The 16128-nt window shown below is 63.5% G+C and carries 17 protein-coding genes, 1 tRNA gene and 1 pseudogene; 14 read left to right on the plus strand and 5 right to left on the minus strand.

Annotated elements, in window-relative coordinates:
- Window positions 1-60: 60 nt before the first annotated feature.
- The gene (locus tag AC1L34_RS00595; protein WP_424293827.1) at window positions 61-1704 is read right to left on the minus strand and encodes a long-chain fatty acid--CoA ligase; all 1644 of its coding nucleotides are present in this window, start codon (window positions 1702-1704) and stop codon (window positions 61-63) included.
- A 174-nt stretch (window positions 1705-1878) separates the two neighbouring features.
- On the opposite strand from AC1L34_RS00595, the gene AC1L34_RS00600 reads away from it, so the two are divergent.
- From AC1L34_RS00600 to AC1L34_RS00625, 6 genes are read left to right on the plus strand one after another with little or no spacing between them, the layout of a single operon-like run.
- On the plus strand, window positions 1879-2457 hold the full coding sequence (locus tag AC1L34_RS00600; protein ID WP_424293828.1) for a TetR/AcrR family transcriptional regulator: 579 nt from the start codon (window positions 1879-1881) through the stop codon (window positions 2455-2457).
- The gene (locus tag AC1L34_RS00605) at window positions 2457-2753 is read left to right on the plus strand and encodes a hypothetical protein (protein ID WP_424293829.1); all 297 of its coding nucleotides are present in this window, start codon (window positions 2457-2459) and stop codon (window positions 2751-2753) included. Before AC1L34_RS00600 ends, AC1L34_RS00605 begins: the two co-directional genes overlap by 1 nt.
- Window positions 2750-3805 carry an alpha/beta fold hydrolase gene (locus AC1L34_RS00610; protein ID WP_480035029.1) on the plus strand — a complete coding sequence of 352 codons (1056 nt, stop codon included), beginning with the start codon at window positions 2750-2752 and terminating at the stop codon, window positions 3803-3805. Before AC1L34_RS00605 ends, AC1L34_RS00610 begins: the two co-directional genes overlap by 4 nt.
- A 2-nt stretch (window positions 3806-3807) precedes the next feature.
- Window positions 3808-4338 carry a GNAT family N-acetyltransferase gene (locus AC1L34_RS00615; protein WP_424293831.1) on the plus strand — a complete coding sequence of 177 codons (531 nt, stop codon included), beginning with the start codon at window positions 3808-3810 and terminating at the stop codon, window positions 4336-4338.
- A gap of 58 nt (window positions 4339-4396) precedes the next feature.
- Window positions 4397-5164 carry an SDR family NAD(P)-dependent oxidoreductase gene (locus AC1L34_RS00620; protein WP_424325648.1) on the plus strand — a complete coding sequence of 256 codons (768 nt, stop codon included), beginning with the start codon at window positions 4397-4399 and terminating at the stop codon, window positions 5162-5164.
- A 13-nt stretch (window positions 5165-5177) separates the two neighbouring features.
- Entirely contained in the window at window positions 5178-5969 is a 792-nt protein-coding gene (locus AC1L34_RS00625; RefSeq protein WP_424293833.1) for an esterase/lipase family protein, read from the plus strand.
- 16 nt (window positions 5970-5985) lie between these two features.
- Here AC1L34_RS00625 and AC1L34_RS00630 read toward each other — a convergent pair whose 3' ends face one another.
- Complete coding sequence (locus tag AC1L34_RS00630) at window positions 5986-6342, minus strand: DUF488 domain-containing protein (RefSeq protein WP_424293834.1); 357 nt, start codon at window positions 6340-6342, stop codon at window positions 5986-5988.
- A gap of 154 nt (window positions 6343-6496) precedes the next feature.
- On the opposite strand from AC1L34_RS00630, the gene AC1L34_RS00635 reads away from it, so the two are divergent.
- On the plus strand, window positions 6497-6739 hold the full coding sequence (locus AC1L34_RS00635; RefSeq protein ID WP_424293840.1) for a hypothetical protein: 243 nt from the start codon (window positions 6497-6499) through the stop codon (window positions 6737-6739).
- Window positions 6740-6788: 49 nt separating this feature from the next.
- The gene (locus AC1L34_RS00640; protein ID WP_424293835.1) at window positions 6789-6944 is read left to right on the plus strand and encodes a hypothetical protein; all 156 of its coding nucleotides are present in this window, start codon (window positions 6789-6791) and stop codon (window positions 6942-6944) included.
- A gap of 85 nt (window positions 6945-7029) precedes the next feature.
- Here AC1L34_RS00640 and AC1L34_RS00645 read toward each other — a convergent pair whose 3' ends face one another.
- Genes AC1L34_RS00645 through AC1L34_RS00655 form a run of 3 tightly spaced genes read right to left on the minus strand, consistent with a single transcriptional unit; the run spans window position 7030 to window position 9567 of the window.
- Entirely contained in the window at window positions 7030-8073 is a 1044-nt protein-coding gene (locus AC1L34_RS00645) for an ABC transporter permease (protein WP_424293836.1), read from the minus strand.
- A 1-nt stretch (window position 8074) separates the two neighbouring features.
- Window positions 8075-8944 carry an ABC transporter ATP-binding protein gene (locus AC1L34_RS00650; protein WP_424293837.1) on the minus strand — a complete coding sequence of 290 codons (870 nt, stop codon included), beginning with the start codon at window positions 8942-8944 and terminating at the stop codon, window positions 8075-8077.
- Window positions 8941-9567, minus strand: coding sequence for an alpha/beta hydrolase (locus tag AC1L34_RS00655; protein WP_424322181.1), 627 nt, complete (start codon window positions 9565-9567; stop codon window positions 8941-8943). Before AC1L34_RS00655 ends, AC1L34_RS00650 begins: the two co-directional genes overlap by 4 nt.
- A 134-nt stretch (window positions 9568-9701) precedes the next feature.
- Between AC1L34_RS00655 and pgm the strand changes: the two genes are divergently transcribed.
- From pgm to AC1L34_RS00685, 6 genes and pseudogenes are all read left to right on the plus strand, one after another.
- Window positions 9702-11348, plus strand: coding sequence for a phosphoglucomutase (alpha-D-glucose-1,6-bisphosphate-dependent) (gene pgm / locus AC1L34_RS00660; RefSeq protein WP_424293839.1), 1647 nt, complete (start codon window positions 9702-9704; stop codon window positions 11346-11348).
- A gap of 30 nt (window positions 11349-11378) precedes the next feature.
- A complete protein-coding gene (locus AC1L34_RS00665) occupies window positions 11379-12107 on the plus strand; it encodes a DsbA family protein (protein WP_424322180.1) in 729 nt (242 codons plus the stop codon).
- 102 nt (window positions 12108-12209) lie between these two features.
- Window positions 12210-12282, plus strand: a tRNA-Ala gene (locus AC1L34_RS00670).
- 244 nt (window positions 12283-12526) lie between these two features.
- The gene (locus AC1L34_RS00675) at window positions 12527-13633 is read left to right on the plus strand and encodes a PQQ-dependent sugar dehydrogenase (RefSeq protein ID WP_424293096.1); all 1107 of its coding nucleotides are present in this window, start codon (window positions 12527-12529) and stop codon (window positions 13631-13633) included.
- Window positions 13634-13658: 25 nt separating this feature from the next.
- On the plus strand, window positions 13659-14456 hold the full coding sequence (locus tag AC1L34_RS00680) for a hypothetical protein (RefSeq protein WP_424293097.1): 798 nt from the start codon (window positions 13659-13661) through the stop codon (window positions 14454-14456).
- Between the two features lie 95 nt (window positions 14457-14551).
- Window positions 14552-16127 (plus strand): annotated as a pseudogene (locus AC1L34_RS00685) (HD domain-containing phosphohydrolase).
- The last annotated feature ends 1 nt before the right edge of the window (window position 16128 follow it).

Consider the following 16128-nt stretch of genomic DNA (forward strand, 5'->3'; position numbering starts at 1 on the left):
GAGCCCGGTTACCGCGAGGGTAACCGGGCTCTTCACGGGGCAAATTGTCGGCCGTTTACGTCACTCCTGCGGCTGGCCGAGGATCTGGTAGTCGCCCTCCGCGTAGTGCTGGCGCACACGCTTCTTATCGAACTTGCCGACCGACGTCTTGGGGACCTCGGTGACGAACGACCAGCGCTCGGGGATCTGCCAGCGAGGAACCAGGTCTTCGAGGTAGGCGCGCTGGGCATCGACGTCGGCGTCGTCTTCGCTGCGGACCACAGCCAACACAAACGGGCGCTCGTCCCACTTGGCGTCGGGCACGCCGATGACGGTGGCTTCGACGATCGTCGGGTTCGAGGCGATGACATTCTCAAGTTCGACCGACGAAATCCACTCACCACCGGTCTTGATCATGTCCTTGGCACGGTCGACGATCGTCATGAAGCCGTTCGGAGTGACGGTCGCGACGTCGCCGGTGCGCAGCCAGCCGTTGTTGAACTTCGCCGGGTCGGTGACGTTACCGTCCGGCTGGAAGTACGAACCGGTAATCCAGGGACCAGCCACTTCGAGTTCACCCTGGGCAATGCCGTCCCAGGGGAGTTCTTCGCCGTTGTCGCCGATGATGCGCGCGGCCACCGGAGCCGGGAAGCGTCCCTGCGTAACGCGGTACGGGAAGGCGTCGTCGCCCTCAATGCCGGCCGGCGGGCGAGCGATGGTGCCCAACGGCGAGGTTTCGGTCATGCCCCATGCGTGCACAATCGGGACGCCATAGCCGTCGAACTTGGTGATCATCGACGGCGGAACCGCGGCACCGCCCACAATGACCTCACGCAGGTGCGTGATGTCCTGCGGGTTCGCGTCGAGCATCGCCGAAACACCAGCCCAAATGGTCGGGACGGCAGCGGCGAGGGTGGGCTTGGTGGCGGCCATCATCGCCAACAGCGGCTCCGGCTGCAGGAAGCGGTCAGGCATGACGACGGTGGAACCGGCAAACATGGCGGCGTAAGGCAGGCCCCACGACATGACGTGGAACATCGGAACGATGGCCAGCATCGAGTCCCGGTTCGACAGTCCCATGCCGGTGGTCGACGTCACCAGCAGCGAATGCAAGTAGATGCTGCGGTGCGAGTAGACGACGCCCTTCGGGTCGCCGGTGGTGCCCGACGTGTAGCACATGACGGCGGCGGCGTTCTCGTCCAACGCGGGCCAGTCGTAGGTGGTGGGTTCGCCCGCGATCAGGTCGGCGTAGGCGTGCACGGTGATGTGGTCGGGCGCGGTGAGGGCTTCGACTGGGCCGTTCACGACCACGACGTGCTGGAGGTTCGGCGTGCCCTGAAGGTACGGCGACAGCAGCGGCGCCACAGAGGCGTCGACAAAGATCACCTTGTCGTCGGCGTGGTTGATGATGAAAATGGCCTGCTCGGGCGAGAGACGCAGGTTCAGGGTGTGCAGGACTGCGCCCATCGACGGGACGCCGGCGTACAGCGCTTGGTGTTCGGCGTTGTTCCACATGAAGGTGGCGACACGATCGCCGACGCCGATTCCGAGCTTGGCGAGTGCGTTCGCGATCTGGGCACCCTGATTGCCGATGTCGGCAAACGATGTGTCGCGAGCACCATTTTCAGTCCAGGTGACGATCTTCGCCTCGGGGAAGACTTTCCGGCTGTACTCGACTAACCCCGAGATCAAAAGATCTCCGTGCTGCATCGTCGTCTCAATCATCTATGTCTCCTCTGTCCGCCGTCGCACTTCTGATGTGCCACCGTATTTGCTCCAACATGGGCCAGGTCACTCACCCATAGGATAGTGTTCCTGACTATAGGAGATTGTGCACCATTTTGCCGAAATGGTGCACGGCGCGTCGGAGTGCAGTGTCGGGGAGGAGGCGAGTGCGGAATGATCGATCACGGTGCCATCCTCGTAGCAGCGCGCGAGGCATTCATTGCGCGCGGACGCATCGAGGTCGGCGAACTCGCGCAGATTGTCGGGGTCAACCGCAGCACTATCTACCGCCGTTTCAAGGGTCGCGACGGGTTGCTCGCCGAAGTGATTTGGTCGATGTGTGAGGTGGCTCTCGACACATCCGAGCAACGTGCGCCGGGTGTCGGCGCCGTCAAAATCGCCAATACGCTCGGCGAGTTTGCGGCGATTGCCAACCGAGATAGTGCTTTTCGCGCATTTTTGGCCCGCGAGCCTGAACGGGCCTTCAAAGTGTTGACCACGCGGGCCGGTGGGGTGCAACCGCGCATTGTCGGTCGGGTAGCCCAAATGTTGGACGAGCAAGGACACGCTGGCGAATTGGAGCCGGGTTTGCCGATTCCCGATCTGGCGTTGATTTTGGTGCGCATCACCGAGACCTTTGTCTATGCGAACCTCATTACCGGCGAAGCGCCGGACGCGGTGAAGGTTCAGCAGGCTTGCGCAGCGATGCTCGGTGCTCCCGCTCGCAACACAGAAATTCGGAGGGCTGGCTGATGGAACTGTCGTTGCGTGGGGTGTACGACGCCGTCGAGAAGCGGCTAACGCCGGTGGTCGAAGACGTCGTTCATTCGGATGAGTTTCGTACGGCCAACTCGGTGGTCGGTGGACTGCAGCGATCGATCGTCCGCGGGGTTCACGATGCCGCCGCATCGGTGCTGCACGCGGTGAACCTGCCAGCGGGCACCGACGTCAAGAAACTCCGCAGACAGATCGGCGAATTGGACTACGAAGTGCGCCGACTGCGGATGGAACTCGAGGCGCGCGAGGCAAAACTGCGTGACCGGCAATGAGCATCATCGATCGGGTGCGGCGCGAGGTGGAACGCAATGCGCTGCGTGCCCGTAACGGAATCAAGATGGCAGCTGGTATCTCGAGTGTCGAGACTGGCCAGACTCCTCGCGATCTCGTGTGGCGCAACGGTCGAGCGAGCCTGTATCGGTACCGAAACGACGACATTCGCTACCGCCCTCCGCTGCTGATCGTGTTCAGCATGATCTCCAAGGCGTACATCCTCGATCTCGCGCCGGGAAACAGCTTCATTGAGCATCTCCTGCACGGCGGGTTTGACGTGTATCTCCTCGATTGGGGAGAGGCCGATGAGCGGGATGCCCTCAACGGTTTCGAGTACTACGTCGATGGCGTTATCCCGGCAGCGGTCCGCGAAGTCTGTGACCGCTCGAAAGCCGACGAGGTGAGCATCCTCGGCTACTGTTTCGGCGGCGTCTTCACCCTGCTTCACGGTGCCCATTACCCGGATTCGCCGGTGCGAACGCACACCGTGATGGCCTGCCCAGTGGACCTGGAACCCATGGACATCGGCGTATCAATGCTGGGCGGCGCTGACATCGAGGAACTTCTCGATGACAACGGCAACGTGCCCGCAGACGTCGTGTACTCCGCTTTCCGGTCGCTCACTCCGACGGCCGACATCACCGGTTACGTCGATCTGTTGGAAAAACTGTGGAACGACGACTACGTCAAGGCCTATCAGGCGATGAATGGGTGGACCAGTGACCATGTGCCCCTCGCCGGAGAGCTCGCACGACAACTCGTCGATCAGTTGCTCGAACGCAATGCCTTGGTCAATGGGACGTTTGTCCTCGACGGCGACCGAGTCAGTTTGAAGGCCATCAAGGTCCCGTTCCTGGCGGTACTGGGGGAGAAGGACCACATCGTGCCTGCTGCTGCCGCCTCCCCGGTCATGGATCTCGTCGGCTCAGAGCAGAAAACGGAGCTACGGTTGCCCGCCGGGCACATCGGACTCGTGGTTGGCCGCACGGCGGCCAAGACGACAGTTCCAACCATCATCGACTTCCTCCAGAAGCAAAGCGAGGAGCTGTAGAAATGTCTGTTGAAATCCGCACGATCACCGCAGATGACATCGGCCGACTGGGAGCCATGTTCGCGCGACTATCGGACCTCGACCTCACGTTGATCCGTGAGAACGTCCACGACATCGAACATGTCGCAGCCCTTGCGACCGGATCAGATCTGCGATGGGTCGCTGTCAACGGCGACCAAGTCGTCGGGTGGGCTGCGGTCAATCGGTTGCCTGGTTGGTCCGATCACGTCGGTGAACTACGGATCGTCGTCGACCCGGCCGCCCGCGGTGGCGGCACCGGCCGAGACTTGGCCAAGCAGGCGTTGCGGTCCGGATTCGGTGCGGGCCTGGGCAAAATCGTCATCGAACTCACCACTGATCAGGAACCGATCATCGAGATGTTCTCGAGGCTCGGATTCACCGGTGAAGCTCTGCTTCGGGACCACATTCGCGATCGCGACGGGGAACTGCGCGACCTCATTGTCTTAGCGCACCATTCGCGCGAAGGCCTCGATACCCTCGGGGCAATTGGAGTCGTGGACGCTCTCGGATGAGAGCCTTTGCCGACCGCCTTTCAACGTAATAGTTCGAAACTGATCAGGAGAACCTTTCATGTCTGCAGTCCTCGACAGCTTCCGCCTGGACGGCAAAGTCGCCCTCGTGACCGGCGCATCGAGCGGTCTGGGTGTCGGCTTCGCCAAGGCGCTCGCCGGTGTTGGTGCCGACGTCGTACTGGCGGCCCGACGCGCAGACCGTCTCGAGGAGACGAAGGCGGCCGTGGAGGCACTCGGCCGCCGCGCCGTCGCCGTCAGTACCGATGTGTCTGACCCCGATCAGTGCACCGCGGCCGCCGAAGCCGCCATCGCCGAATTCGGTCGCCTCGACATCCTCGTCAACAATGCTGGCGTCGCCAGTTCGGTGCCCGCGCTCCGTGAAGCACCGGACGCCTTCCGCAGCGTGATGGACATCAACGTGAACGGCACATACTGGATGGCGCAGGCGTGCGCGAGGGTGATGCAGCCGGGCAGTTCCATCGTCAACATCGCGAGCATCCTCGGAATTACGAGCGTCCTGATGCCGCAGGCCGCGTATTCGGCAAGTAAGTCCGCTGTCATCGGACTCACCCGAGATCTCGCTCAGCAATGGACGCCGCGCAAGGGGATTCGCGTCAACGCCCTCGCTCCAGGCTTCTTCGAGTCCGAGATGACCGGCGAGTTCGAGGACGGCGTCCTGGAGAAGTACGTGGTGCCGCGCACCCTCTTCGGTCGCTTGGGCGACGCAGGCGAATTGGATTCGGCACTGGTTTTCCTCGCCAGCGATGCCAGCAGCTACATGTCGGGGATTACGTTGCCGGTCGACGGCGGAATGTTGACCAACTAAAGGTAGGAATGTCATGCACGGACTGACACGGAGCGACCCGCGGGCGTCGGCACCCAAACCGGGGCTGGCTTTGACGTCGACGGACTTTTCGCGGTCATTGTGGGAACTAGCTGGCTACGCCTGGACTTGGCCAGCCATGACGACCGCTCCAGTCAGTTCCGATTCCCAGCCCGTCCTGGTTCTGCCGGGGCTGGCGACGTCGGACCTGACCACCGCCCCCTTGCGGGCCACCCTGGCCAATCTTGGGTACCCCACGTACGGCTGGAAGTCGGGCGTCAATCTCGGCCCGACCACGCGGATCTTGGATGGTATGCGCGCGCGACTCAATGAGGTGTACCGACGGCACGGGCAGCCGGTCAGCTTAATTGGGTGGAGTCTCGGCGGTATTTTTGCCCGCGAACTCGCGCGCGAGACTCCAGAGATGGTCAGGCAGGTCATTACGCTGGGGAGTCCGTTCCGCATGCAGACGCACAACCAGAGTCGCGCGAAGCCGGTGTACCAGTTGCTAACCCCACTGCATGCCCGGCGGCTCGAAACACCGCTGGAGGCTGATGCCGAGCCACTATCGATGCCTACCACCTCGTTCTACAGCAGACTGGATGGGGTCGTGGCGTGGCAGGCCTGCCGCGACGACCCGTCGAACCTGCACGAGAACATCGAAGTCCTAAGCTCGCACCTGGGTTTTGGCCACAATCTGGCGGCCGTGTGGGGCATCGCCGATCGCCTCGCTCTTCCGTCAGCGACGCCAGCGCCTTTCCGTCCGCCATCCTGGTTGCGGTACGCGTTTCCACAGCACCGGGAATAAAGCTTGGGATCGTGCCTCAGGTGACCCCGAGGTCGGCCAACACTGCGACCAAGGTGGGGACTTCGCTGCGGTCGGGGTCCTTCATGGCGGTCGCAATCTCGACGTCGCCCGCCTTCGCCAACTCCACGAGTTCGGCGAGGGCATCGGCTTGTGGGCCGGGGGTTGCCAACTCGTCGCGGTAGCGCTCGGCAAACAAGTCGTACTGGTCGGTGTTGGCGTGATACCACTTGCGAAGGTCGCTCGACGGTGCCACTTCTTTGAGCCACCGGCCAATCCGCGGATCGTCTTTCCGGATACCTCGCGGCCACAGTCGGTCGACTAACACGCGGTTACCGTTCGGGGGGTCGTACACGCGGGCAATGGAAATCGTCATGATTGCGCCTTTCGTCTACCAGACTCTGACGCTACCCGTGAACAGCGACGTTGGGCGTCATCGGAGTAGCTTTTGCGGAGCACGGGACGTCGGTGCGGGGCGTGATGTTTCGGGACGGCCACGGTTGGGTACTCATGTTCCATCACAACGTGTGATGAACCGAAAGGTGGCGATGGCCGTGCGACGCAATAGCGGAATTTTGGGCGTGATCGTCCTCATCTGGCTGGTGATCGGCGTGGTCGCGGCAGTGCAGCGCGACTACTTCAAAGAATCGGACGCGAATTGCGCGACCGCGGGGACGATCGCGTTGACGATCGTCGCTGGGCCGCTGAACTACGCGGGTGTCAACCCCAAGGTCGATGACTGCGATGTCCAGATTCCGCAGCCGAGTAAATGAAACGATCGAATGAAATAGCCGAACTCTGCGTCGGCGGAATGGAAACGTAATGATTCTTCTTGGAGTTTTACTTCTGATTCTGGGCTTCGTGTTCTCGATCGCGATCTTGACCTACGTCGGCGTCGCGCTCATTGTCATTGGAGCGGTTCTCTGGGTTCTCGGAGCCGTCGGTCGCCCGATTGCGGGACGAAAAGTCTGGTACTGACGGCTCCGTTCGGACGATCGGTCGCGAGTGAACGAGGGAGTTCGGCGAGGCATCGGCCTGTCGGCCGAGGGCTGCCAACGGGTCGCTATGCCACCCGCACACCTTTGGCGAGTTTGTGCGCGGGGACGCGCAGCCGGCGGCTCGCGACCGACAAACCGAGTGCGCCGAGGACCATGTTGAAGATCAAACCGATGTACCAACTGGTGCCGATAAAACGGGTCTCATGGACCTGCCTGCCGTATCGGTAGTCGCCGTATTCTTCCAGGCAAACGCTCCCCTTGAGGTACGGGCCGGACCGAGCGATCGACAACCCCGCAGCGGGGAGCGATGAAGCGGACTCGCCGTATTCTGCCGGTCCGCGTTCGACGCCGCTGGCGATTGCATCGGAGACGATCAGGAGGGGGTTGGCGGCCAGCAGCCACCAAGTCCGTTCGGTATGCAGAAAATCTTGGTTGACCTGGGCATTCGTGCATTCGCCAGGCGTTTCCGGAGAGTGGCTAGAGGTTGTCACCTCATGGCTCTGCGTGACTAGCGGCAACGTCATGCCGAATAGGATGGGCAGGCCCACGAGCAAGAGAAGGACCGTCGACTGCGTCAGCATTGCCGACGCAGCAGGACGTGCGGTGAGCGATGAGAAACCCAAACCAATCGCGCAATAGCAGCCGAGCAAGATCGCCAGCACAACGATGCCCAGCACCGCACCCAGCAGTGAGACTGGCCCGGTAAACACACCCCAGAGGAGATACGGTGCGGCGACTGCGATCAGTGCGAGCGAGGCCAACCACGAGCCCAACCACTTGCCGACCGCCAATTCCGTCGATGTGATGGGGGTGGCCTGGATGACGGCGAGGGTGGCATCACGCCGGTCGCCATTAATTGACGTCGCAGACATCGTTGGGGCGGCGACCAAACCCAGGAAGAGCACAATGCCGAGGGCAAGGTCGAACAGGAACCGAGACCACGCCGCGTAGGTGCCGCCCACCATGAGGGTGAGTCCGAGTGAGCCGAGGATCAGTAAGCTGATGAGGGCAAATAGGATGCCGAGCGTCCATTTCCACTTGGTGGAGCGGATGCGCTGGCGAATTTCCAGGCTGGCGATCGTGGTGGCGGCCGAAACGTTGAATGGCATGTCAGGTCCGATCCGCGTCGAGGTTGAGGTAGGCCTGTTCGAGGCCGCTACCGGTCCTTGAGAACTCGGCGACCTGATGGCCGGCGGCCACCAGCCCGGCCAGGTAGCTGGCGGCAGCGGCATCGTCGCGCAGTTCGATGGTTGCGACTTGGTTGGGGGCTTGTCCCACCAGGCGAATCCGCCAACTCGTTGCCCGTGTGGGCGGCGGAACCTGGGTGGTGCCGTGCGTCATCATGACGATGTCGTCGGACATTTCATCGAGTTCGGCCAGAATGTGCGACGAAACCAGTACCGCCGCTCCGGAGTCGGCGACTGCGCGGAGCAAGGATCGCAATTCAATCCGTGAGCGCGGATCCATCCCGGACGCGGGTTCGTCGAGGAGGAGAATCCGCGGCGCATTGATGAGGGCCCGCGCAAGTCCCAGTCGCTGCTTTTGTCCACGAGAAAGGCCGGAGGCCGGATGATCGGCGAACGGTTCCAAATGCACCCGTGCGAGGAGATCGCGGGCGCGGGCATCGCAGGCCGACTTGTCGATGCCGTAGAGGCGACCGAAGGCGACCAGGATTTCATGGGGCGTCAACGATTCCCACGTTCCGAAGGTATCGGGCATCCAGCCGATCGCGGACCGCAGACGCCGGTGGTCGACAGGTTCGTTGTCGAGCATGATGGCTCCGCCATCGGGTGCGAGCAGTCCGGCAAGCATCAGCAAGAGCGTCGTCTTGCCTGCGCCGTTGGGTCCGACGAGGCCGGTAATACGGCCCGGGTGGAGCGCGATATCGACATGGCTGACGGCCCGATGCTGCCCGAAGGACCGTGACAGCGCCGAGGTGGCGAGGACCGGGGACATTCCCGGCGGGGGCGGAGTGGTCACGGGCGATCTCCCAGCGTGTTGGCGACAAAGTCGAGAGCTTGACGTTGCCACAGCCCGACGTGGTCGAGCATGGGGTGACCACCGCCGGGAATGGACACAAATTCCGCGTCGAATCCGCGGGCCGCCAACTCGGCGATGCCTTTGCGGGTGCGAGGCGCGCGGGTCACGGTGTCGGCGTCGCCGTGGATGGCACGCACGCGGACACCGTCGCGAATGTATTGCCAATCGGCGAATTGCCACCATGGGGCCAGCGCGAGAATGCCGGTGACTCGGGGATCGGCACCCAAGTGCGCGGCAATCCGCCCGCCCATCGAGTGTCCGATCACGATGACGGGCACATCCGGGTAGCTGTTGGCGAGCCGATCGAGAGCCGCGCGGGCATAAGGCATAGGGCTCGCTTGCTCGCCGTTCCACCCGTAGACGCGGTACTGGGCTTGGCGAACGCGGACCCGAGGACCGAAGCGGGCCTGGATGGATGCGGTAAACGGGTACATGCGCACGGCGCTGCCCTGGAGGGGCGAAAACCGGCGGTAACTGAAATCAGTACCGCCGGGCAGCACCAGCACGGCAGCTTCGGGTGCGGGCAGTGCTGAGCGCACGGGTGCTAGCAAGGCATTGGCCATGTGCAACAGCATCCTCTGGACTTTCGGTGGACGTGGCCGGGCGGCCTGTTGAACGCCAGCGTATCCGGAAAGTACGACATACCGGCTGCGCGACGCCGTGTCAGTTGGGCCGCGGTGGGGCAGAATCGGGTGCTATGGCACACCCGAGAGCAGGCACCCCCGCAACACCTGACGATCTCATTGATGTCGCGGCGGTGGAGCGCGCGTACTACGACATCGCTCCCGATCCGACGAACGTCGACCAACGCGTGGCTTTTGGCACTTCTGGACACCGGGGATCGAGCTTGAACGGCGCGTTCAACGAGGCGCACGTGTTGGCGATGACGCAGGCGATCGTCGAATTTCGGGAACGCGCGGGTATATCCGGACCGGTGTTCATCGGGTTCGATTCGCATGCGCTGTCGATTCCGGCGTGGCGGACGGCGCTCGAAGTCTTAGTCGGCAACGGGGTTTCAGTGTTCACCGCCGACGGTGACGGGTTTACCCCAACACCTGCTGTCTCTCGTGCGATCCTGCGCTTCAATTCCGAGATCCCCGGCGTGATGGCCGATGGAATCGTCGTGACCCCGTCGCACAATCCGCCCGCCGACGGTGGCTTCAAATACAACCCACCCAGCGGGGGACCCGCCGATACCGACATCACGTCGGTGATTGCGTCCCGCGCGAACGAAATCCTTGAAGGTGGGCTCCGCGACGTTCAGCGGGTGCCCTTTGAACGGGCACGGACCTCGGATCTCGTCATCGACTACCCGTTCCTCGGCGAGTACGTCACTGCGCTGGAGCAGGTCGTCGATATGGATGTGATTAGGGCGGCCGACGTGCACATCGGCGCTGATCCGCTCGGTGGGGCATCGGTCGAATACTGGGGCGAGATCAAAGACTTCTACCGCCTGGATTCGATGACCGTCGTGAACCCCAATACTGACCCGGCGTTCGGGTTCATGACCCTCGACACCGATGGCAAGATCCGGATGGACTGCAGCTCACCGAATGCAATGGCGTCGCTGATCGCCGCGCGGGAGTCGTACGATATCGCGACCGGCAACGACGCCGATGCCGACCGCCACGGGATCGTCACCTCCGATGCGGGGCTCATGAATCCGAACCATTATCTCGCGGTTGCGATCGACTACCTGTTTACGCACCGGGAGGACTGGCCGGCCACCGCGGCGATCGGGAAGACGCTGGTGTCGTCGTCGTTGATCGACCGCGTCGCTGCCGGAATCGGCCGCAAGTTGGTGGAAGTGCCCGTCGGGTTCAAGTACTTCGTCGACGGGTTGCTCGACGGCAGCATCGCCTTCGGTGGAGAGGAAAGCGCCGGGGCGTCATTCCTGACGATGCACGGCGGACCCTGGTCCACCGACAAGGATGGGCTCATCATGAACTTGCTGGCCAGCGAAATCTTGGCCGTGACGGGACAGTCGCCGTCCGAACGTTACGAGGAACTGGCAGAGCAGTACGGTCGCACCGCGTACGCGCGGATCGATGCGCCAGCCAATCGTGATCAGAAGGCACGACTCTCAGCGCTGTCGGCGAGCCAGGTGAGCGCGTCGGAGTTGGCGGGGGAGCCAATCACCGCGATCCTCACCGAAGCACCCGGAAACGGCGCGGCGATCGGTGGACTCAAGGTCACGACCGACAACGCATGGTTCGCGGCCCGGCCGTCGGGCACCGAGGACGTGTACAAGATTTACGCGGAGTCGTTTCATGGACCCGAGCACCTGGCGCGTGTGCAGGCGGAAGCGCAATCGTTGGTGGACGGTGTGCTCGGCAGCGACTGACACTGGAGCGTTCCGGCTACAGTCGTTGTCGTGACCAACGCTAAGCGTCCTCGCGAGAATCCGAATTACGAGCCGCAGGCGGCCAGCAAACGGCCGTACTTTTTCATCGGACTAGGCCTGCTGGCCGTGACGGCGCTCATCGTTGGCGGAATCATCTTCACCAACAACAAGACCTACCCGCCGGTCGACGACAAGGTCCTCGCCCAGAATGCGTCATTCATTGTCGGTGACCGCACCGCGCCGAAGACGATTGACATCTTCGAGGACTTCAACTGCGAACACTGCAAGAAGTTCGAGGAACAGTCGGGAGCTGCGATCTGGGAGAACGTGATCGACGGCAAGATCCGTGTCCGCTACCACATGCTCAATTTCTTGGACGGTAACTCCAAGTCCGGCGACTACTCGTCGCGTGCGGCCGGAGCAGTGCTGTGCGTGGCACGCAACGACAACCGCGAGGTGTTTTGGAAGCTGCACTCGCAATTGTTCGAGAAGGCGGGCGACGACCTGAACAACCAGCAAATCGCTGCTCTCGCGGCGTCGGACGGTGCCAGCCCGGCCACCCAGGGGTGTATCGCGTCCGGCGAGCTGGTCGACGAAGGCCGCGACATGGCTTCCGCGTCGGAAACTCAGCTAAGCAACTCCACCGAAGGTCAGGTCGCCACCCCGTCCGTGCTCCTGGCTGGCAAGCAAGTGGAGCACATCATGGACGGCACAGCTTGGCTCGACGATCTCATCGCCGGGACTCAGCCGACGGGGTAGTCGTACGCTGCGGACCAGCCGATTTGGTCCGGCTCATCGGGTTACGGTAACTTAGCTAGCGCACTCGGCGGTGGAAACACTATGGTGCGAATAACTGAACACGGGGCTATGGCGCAGCTGGTAGCGCACCACACTGGCAGTGTGGGGGTCAGGGGTTCGAGTCCCCTTAGCTCCACTGAAAGAAACCCGCTCTGACTACGGTCGGAGCGGGTTTCTTCGTTGTCGGGGGGAGTGCGTTAAATGGCTCGGCGAAGTTCGACGCTGGGCTGCACGCCTTTCCGGTCGCGTAGCGTTGAAGCGTGGTCGGCGCTGCGCCGCGGAGCCGATCCGGTCCGACGGCAATCAAGGCCGCCTCCACGGACCTCGCGCCCGACGGAAGGACCCATCATGACCACGTTCTTCGGCGGCGAGGAACTCACATGAGGACGCCATTGCTCGTCCGCCGCGGAGCTGCTGCCGCGCTGACGCCGCTCGTCGCCGCCGTGGTACTGACCGGCTGTGCGAGCAGTTCGGACAACTCGCGCTCCGGGCAGCCAAGCTCGACGTCCTCGGCTTCCGGACCTGGCGAGCGCACCTCCATTGGGAACGTCACGACGGTCGCGTCCGGTCTGGACGCGCCTTGGTCGATCGCCTTCGACGGCGATGTTGCCCTGATCAGCGAGCGCGACTCTGGCCGGATCGTCGAGCTGAAAGCTGGCGGGCTCTCGCGCGAGGTCGGTAAAATCGAGGGTGTCGCGCCGATGGGCGAGGGCGGCCTGCTCGGCATCGCTGTTCACGACGACCACCTCTACGCCTACTACACCGCAGAAGAGGAGAACCGCCTCGAGCGCTTCGAGTTGAATGGCGAACCTGGCTCGCTCAGCCTCGGAGAGCCCCAAACGCTTCTGGATGGCATCCCGTCGGCGGGCAACCACAACGGCGGCCGGATCGCTTTCGGCCCGGACGGCATGCTGTATGTGACCGTGGGCGACGCCGGGAACAGGTCAGCGGCGCAGGACCGGGGCTCTCTGGCGGGCACTATCCTGCGGCTGACTCCGGATGGGGACGTGCCGGCCGACAACCCGTTCGACAGTTCTCCGGTCTACAGCTACGGGCATCGCAACCCGCAGGGTCTCGCCTGGGACGAGGACGGCACCATGTACTCGACCGAGTTCGGCCAGGACACCTGGGACGAGCTCAATGTCATCGAGCCCGGTCGTAACTACGGGTGGCCGACGGTCGAGGGCATCGCCCAGGATGGCCGCTTCACCAATCCCGTCCAACAATGGAACCCCGCTGACGCCAGTCCCAGCGGAATGGCCATAGCCGGCGGCTCGATCTGGATCGCGAATTTGCGCGGCGAGCGTCTCCGCGAGGTCCCTCTGGGTGACACCTCATCCTCGACCGAGTACCTGTCCGGCGAGCGTGGCCGACTGCGTGATGTGGCCGTCGCCCCGGACGGGTCCCTGTGGGTGCTCACGAACAACACCGACGGCCGCGGCGATCCCGATCCCGGTGATGACCGCGTCCTGCGGATCGAGCCCTGACACCTCCGCACCAGAATTGAGGCCGATGCCTCATGTCATCGATCTGCCCGACGCCGATGCTGAAGTCATGAACACAACACCATGCACCTCAGTACACGCACTCACCGCCGACCCGTACCTGGTTGGTGGGAACGACGATCGATTCACCGGCTTCGGCATCATGGGTCTGCCCTTCTCCAGCGGCCACTACCTCGCGCTTCGGTCAATGGTGGCCAGTTCCGTCGGCCCGGCCTATCGCACCGTCTGGCACCGCGACCCGGAAGGGGAGTGGACCATCTACACGACCACCGATCCGGAGCGGAGTTGTCCGCGCTACTTTGTCGGATCCGATCACGCCGTCCGCGTCTCCGCAATTGACCTTCGGTGGCAGGACGATTGGACGCTCAACGTAGCCCTGGACACTGACACCACCAAGGGCACCAGATTGGCGTGGCAGGTCCGACTCGGATCCGGGCTGGCGACGCGGGCGATGACAACAATGGGAGGCGCGACGCCCCAGTGGGCCTGGAACAGCACCGCGGTACTCCAGGTGATGGGGCCGATGGCGAGCGGCGTCCTCGGCTCCGGCCGAATTCGCTTGGCGGGAACTGCGCCGAACGGCCAGCGATTCCGCGCGGCACCGCTGCGCGTATGGCGGGTCGTCGAATCAACAGCCACGCTGAGCGGTGAGGATTTCGGCGATCCGGCACCGCTGGACACTCAGGCTCGACTGGGCGATTTCTGGCTCCCGCAGCGCGGACTGTTCTTTGTCGGTCGAGCCAGGTTCGGCACCGACGTCCGGACTTCGGAGGGCGGTCGGCGCACCGTGGGGATCGGGACGTGAACAGGCTCCGAGGCGGCCGTCCAACTTCGTCTGACCTCATCACCGGTACCAGCGGGCACTATCAATTGGTATCCAGGCCGTCGCAGAATTGGATGATGGGCGCAGGTGAGCGACGTGAAGTCGTGGCTCCCCGGCGGGCAGAGGTGCTCGCCGGCCTGTCGGTTGCCATCGACCTGGGACTGGGGCAACCCTCCGAGCACATGCTCAGGTCCGCGATCATCGCCTGCCGGGTCGCCGACCGTCTTGGCCTCGAAGCCGCCGACCGCGAGGCCGTCTACTATTCGACGCTGCTCATGTGGATCGGTTGTCACGCCGATTCGCAGGAGTACGCACGCTGGTTCGGTGACGACATCGCGGTCCGGCACGATGCCTATCTGGTCGACTGGTCCGGCTTGCCCTACCTGCGCTTCTTGGTGCAGAACGTGCGTCGCGGCGAGCCGTTGCCGGACCGGCTGAAGGTGCTCGCGGCACTGTTTCGTGATGCGCGAGGGCAACTCGCCACCATGATCCATTCCCATTGCGCAGCTGCCGCCCTGCTCGCACGGCACATGGGACTGAGCCCATCGGTGGAGCACGCGTTGGCGTTCACCTTCGAGCGGTTCGACGGTGACGGACTGCCGACGGGGGGCATCGGGGACGTCGATCCCGATGCCGATGCGTGTGGCTCAGGTGTCCGACGTGGCGGAAGTGCACTACCGCACTTACGGTGTCGATGGGGCGGTGGAGATGTTGCGGCGCCGTCGCGGCGGACAGTTCGATCCTGAAGTGGTCGACGCCGTCTTGGCCGCACCGGGCGAGCTCCTGGCCGCGCTGTCTGGCCGGGACGGTTGGACAACCGCGATTGCGATAGCACCGGACCGAACAGCGGTGCCAGACGATGACGAACTGGACGTACTGCTGTCCGCGGTCGGTGACTTCGTCGATCTGAAATGCCCTTTCACGCTGGGGCATTCACGGTCGGTGGCAGCGCTTGCGTGCAGCAGCGGTCAGCTGATTGGACTCGGCCCACGCGAGTTGCGCACAGTCCGTCGGGCCGGCCACCTGCACGATGTCGGACGACTCGGGGTGTCGAATCACGTGTGGTCGACCCCGGCGGCACTGACCGCATCCGAGTGGGAGCGGGTTCGCATGCACCCTTATCTCACTGAGCGAGCGCTGCATCGGATTCCGGGGTTGGACGATGTCCGGGCCGTTGCCCGTGCGCATCATGAGCGAATCGACGGAACCGGCTATCCGCTCGGGCTGGGAGGGGCGTCGCTGGGGCGCCCGGAACGTCTGCTGGCGGCCGCGGTCGCTTACCAGTCTGCCGTGGAGCCGCGACCCTACCGCGAGGCGATGACCGCACCGATGGCCGCGAGGCGACTGCGGACTCGGTGTGACGCCGGTTCCCTTGACCGGGATTGCGCGGAGGCGGTGATCGCAGCCGCCACCGGAAACCTGCTGCGGCACGAACCCCATTCCGAAGTGCTGACCCCGCGCGAACGTGAGGTCCTCGAACTCGTCGCACGCGGCCTCTCGAACCGGGACATCGCCGAGAGGTTGTTCCTCAGCGTCAAGACCGTACGGAACCACGTTGAACGCTGCTACTCCAAAATCGGGGTGTCGAACCGAGTGGGGGCGAGTTTGTACGCACTCGACCACGGACTGGTGTCGTCGACGCCCGCCTCGTGAA

It is taken from the genome of Gordonia sp. 34D (assembly GCF_056682775.1).

Bases quoted from the DNA above. Each gene is read 5' to 3' on its own strand.
- AC1L34_RS00595 (WP_424293827.1), bottom strand. From the start codon at position 1,704: ATGATTGAGACGACGATGCAGCACGGAGATCTTTTGATCTCGGGGTTA.
- AC1L34_RS00600 (WP_424293828.1), top strand. From the start codon at position 1,879: ATGATCGATCACGGTGCCATCCTCGTAGCAGCGCGCGAGGCATTCATT.
- AC1L34_RS00605 (WP_424293829.1), top strand. From the start codon at position 2,457: ATGGAACTGTCGTTGCGTGGGGTGTACGACGCCGTCGAGAAGCGGCTA.
- AC1L34_RS00610 (WP_480035029.1), top strand. From the start codon at position 2,750: ATGAGCATCATCGATCGGGTGCGGCGCGAGGTGGAACGCAATGCGCTG.
- AC1L34_RS00615 (WP_424293831.1), top strand. From the start codon at position 3,808: ATGTCTGTTGAAATCCGCACGATCACCGCAGATGACATCGGCCGACTG.
- AC1L34_RS00620 (WP_424325648.1), top strand. From the start codon at position 4,397: ATGTCTGCAGTCCTCGACAGCTTCCGCCTGGACGGCAAAGTCGCCCTC.
- AC1L34_RS00625 (WP_424293833.1), top strand. From the start codon at position 5,178: ATGCACGGACTGACACGGAGCGACCCGCGGGCGTCGGCACCCAAACCG.
- AC1L34_RS00630 (WP_424293834.1), bottom strand. From the start codon at position 6,342: ATGACGATTTCCATTGCCCGCGTGTACGACCCCCCGAACGGTAACCGC.
- AC1L34_RS00635 (WP_424293840.1), top strand. From the start codon at position 6,497: ATGAACCGAAAGGTGGCGATGGCCGTGCGACGCAATAGCGGAATTTTG.
- AC1L34_RS00640 (WP_424293835.1), top strand. From the start codon at position 6,789: ATGATTCTTCTTGGAGTTTTACTTCTGATTCTGGGCTTCGTGTTCTCG.
- AC1L34_RS00645 (WP_424293836.1), bottom strand. From the start codon at position 8,073: ATGCCATTCAACGTTTCGGCCGCCACCACGATCGCCAGCCTGGAAATT.
- AC1L34_RS00655 (WP_424322181.1), bottom strand. From the start codon at position 9,567: ATGGCCAATGCCTTGCTAGCACCCGTGCGCTCAGCACTGCCCGCACCC.
- pgm (WP_424293839.1), top strand. From the start codon at position 9,702: ATGGCACACCCGAGAGCAGGCACCCCCGCAACACCTGACGATCTCATT.
- AC1L34_RS00675 (WP_424293096.1), top strand. From the start codon at position 12,527: ATGAGGACGCCATTGCTCGTCCGCCGCGGAGCTGCTGCCGCGCTGACG.
- AC1L34_RS00680 (WP_424293097.1), top strand. From the start codon at position 13,659: ATGCCTCATGTCATCGATCTGCCCGACGCCGATGCTGAAGTCATGAAC.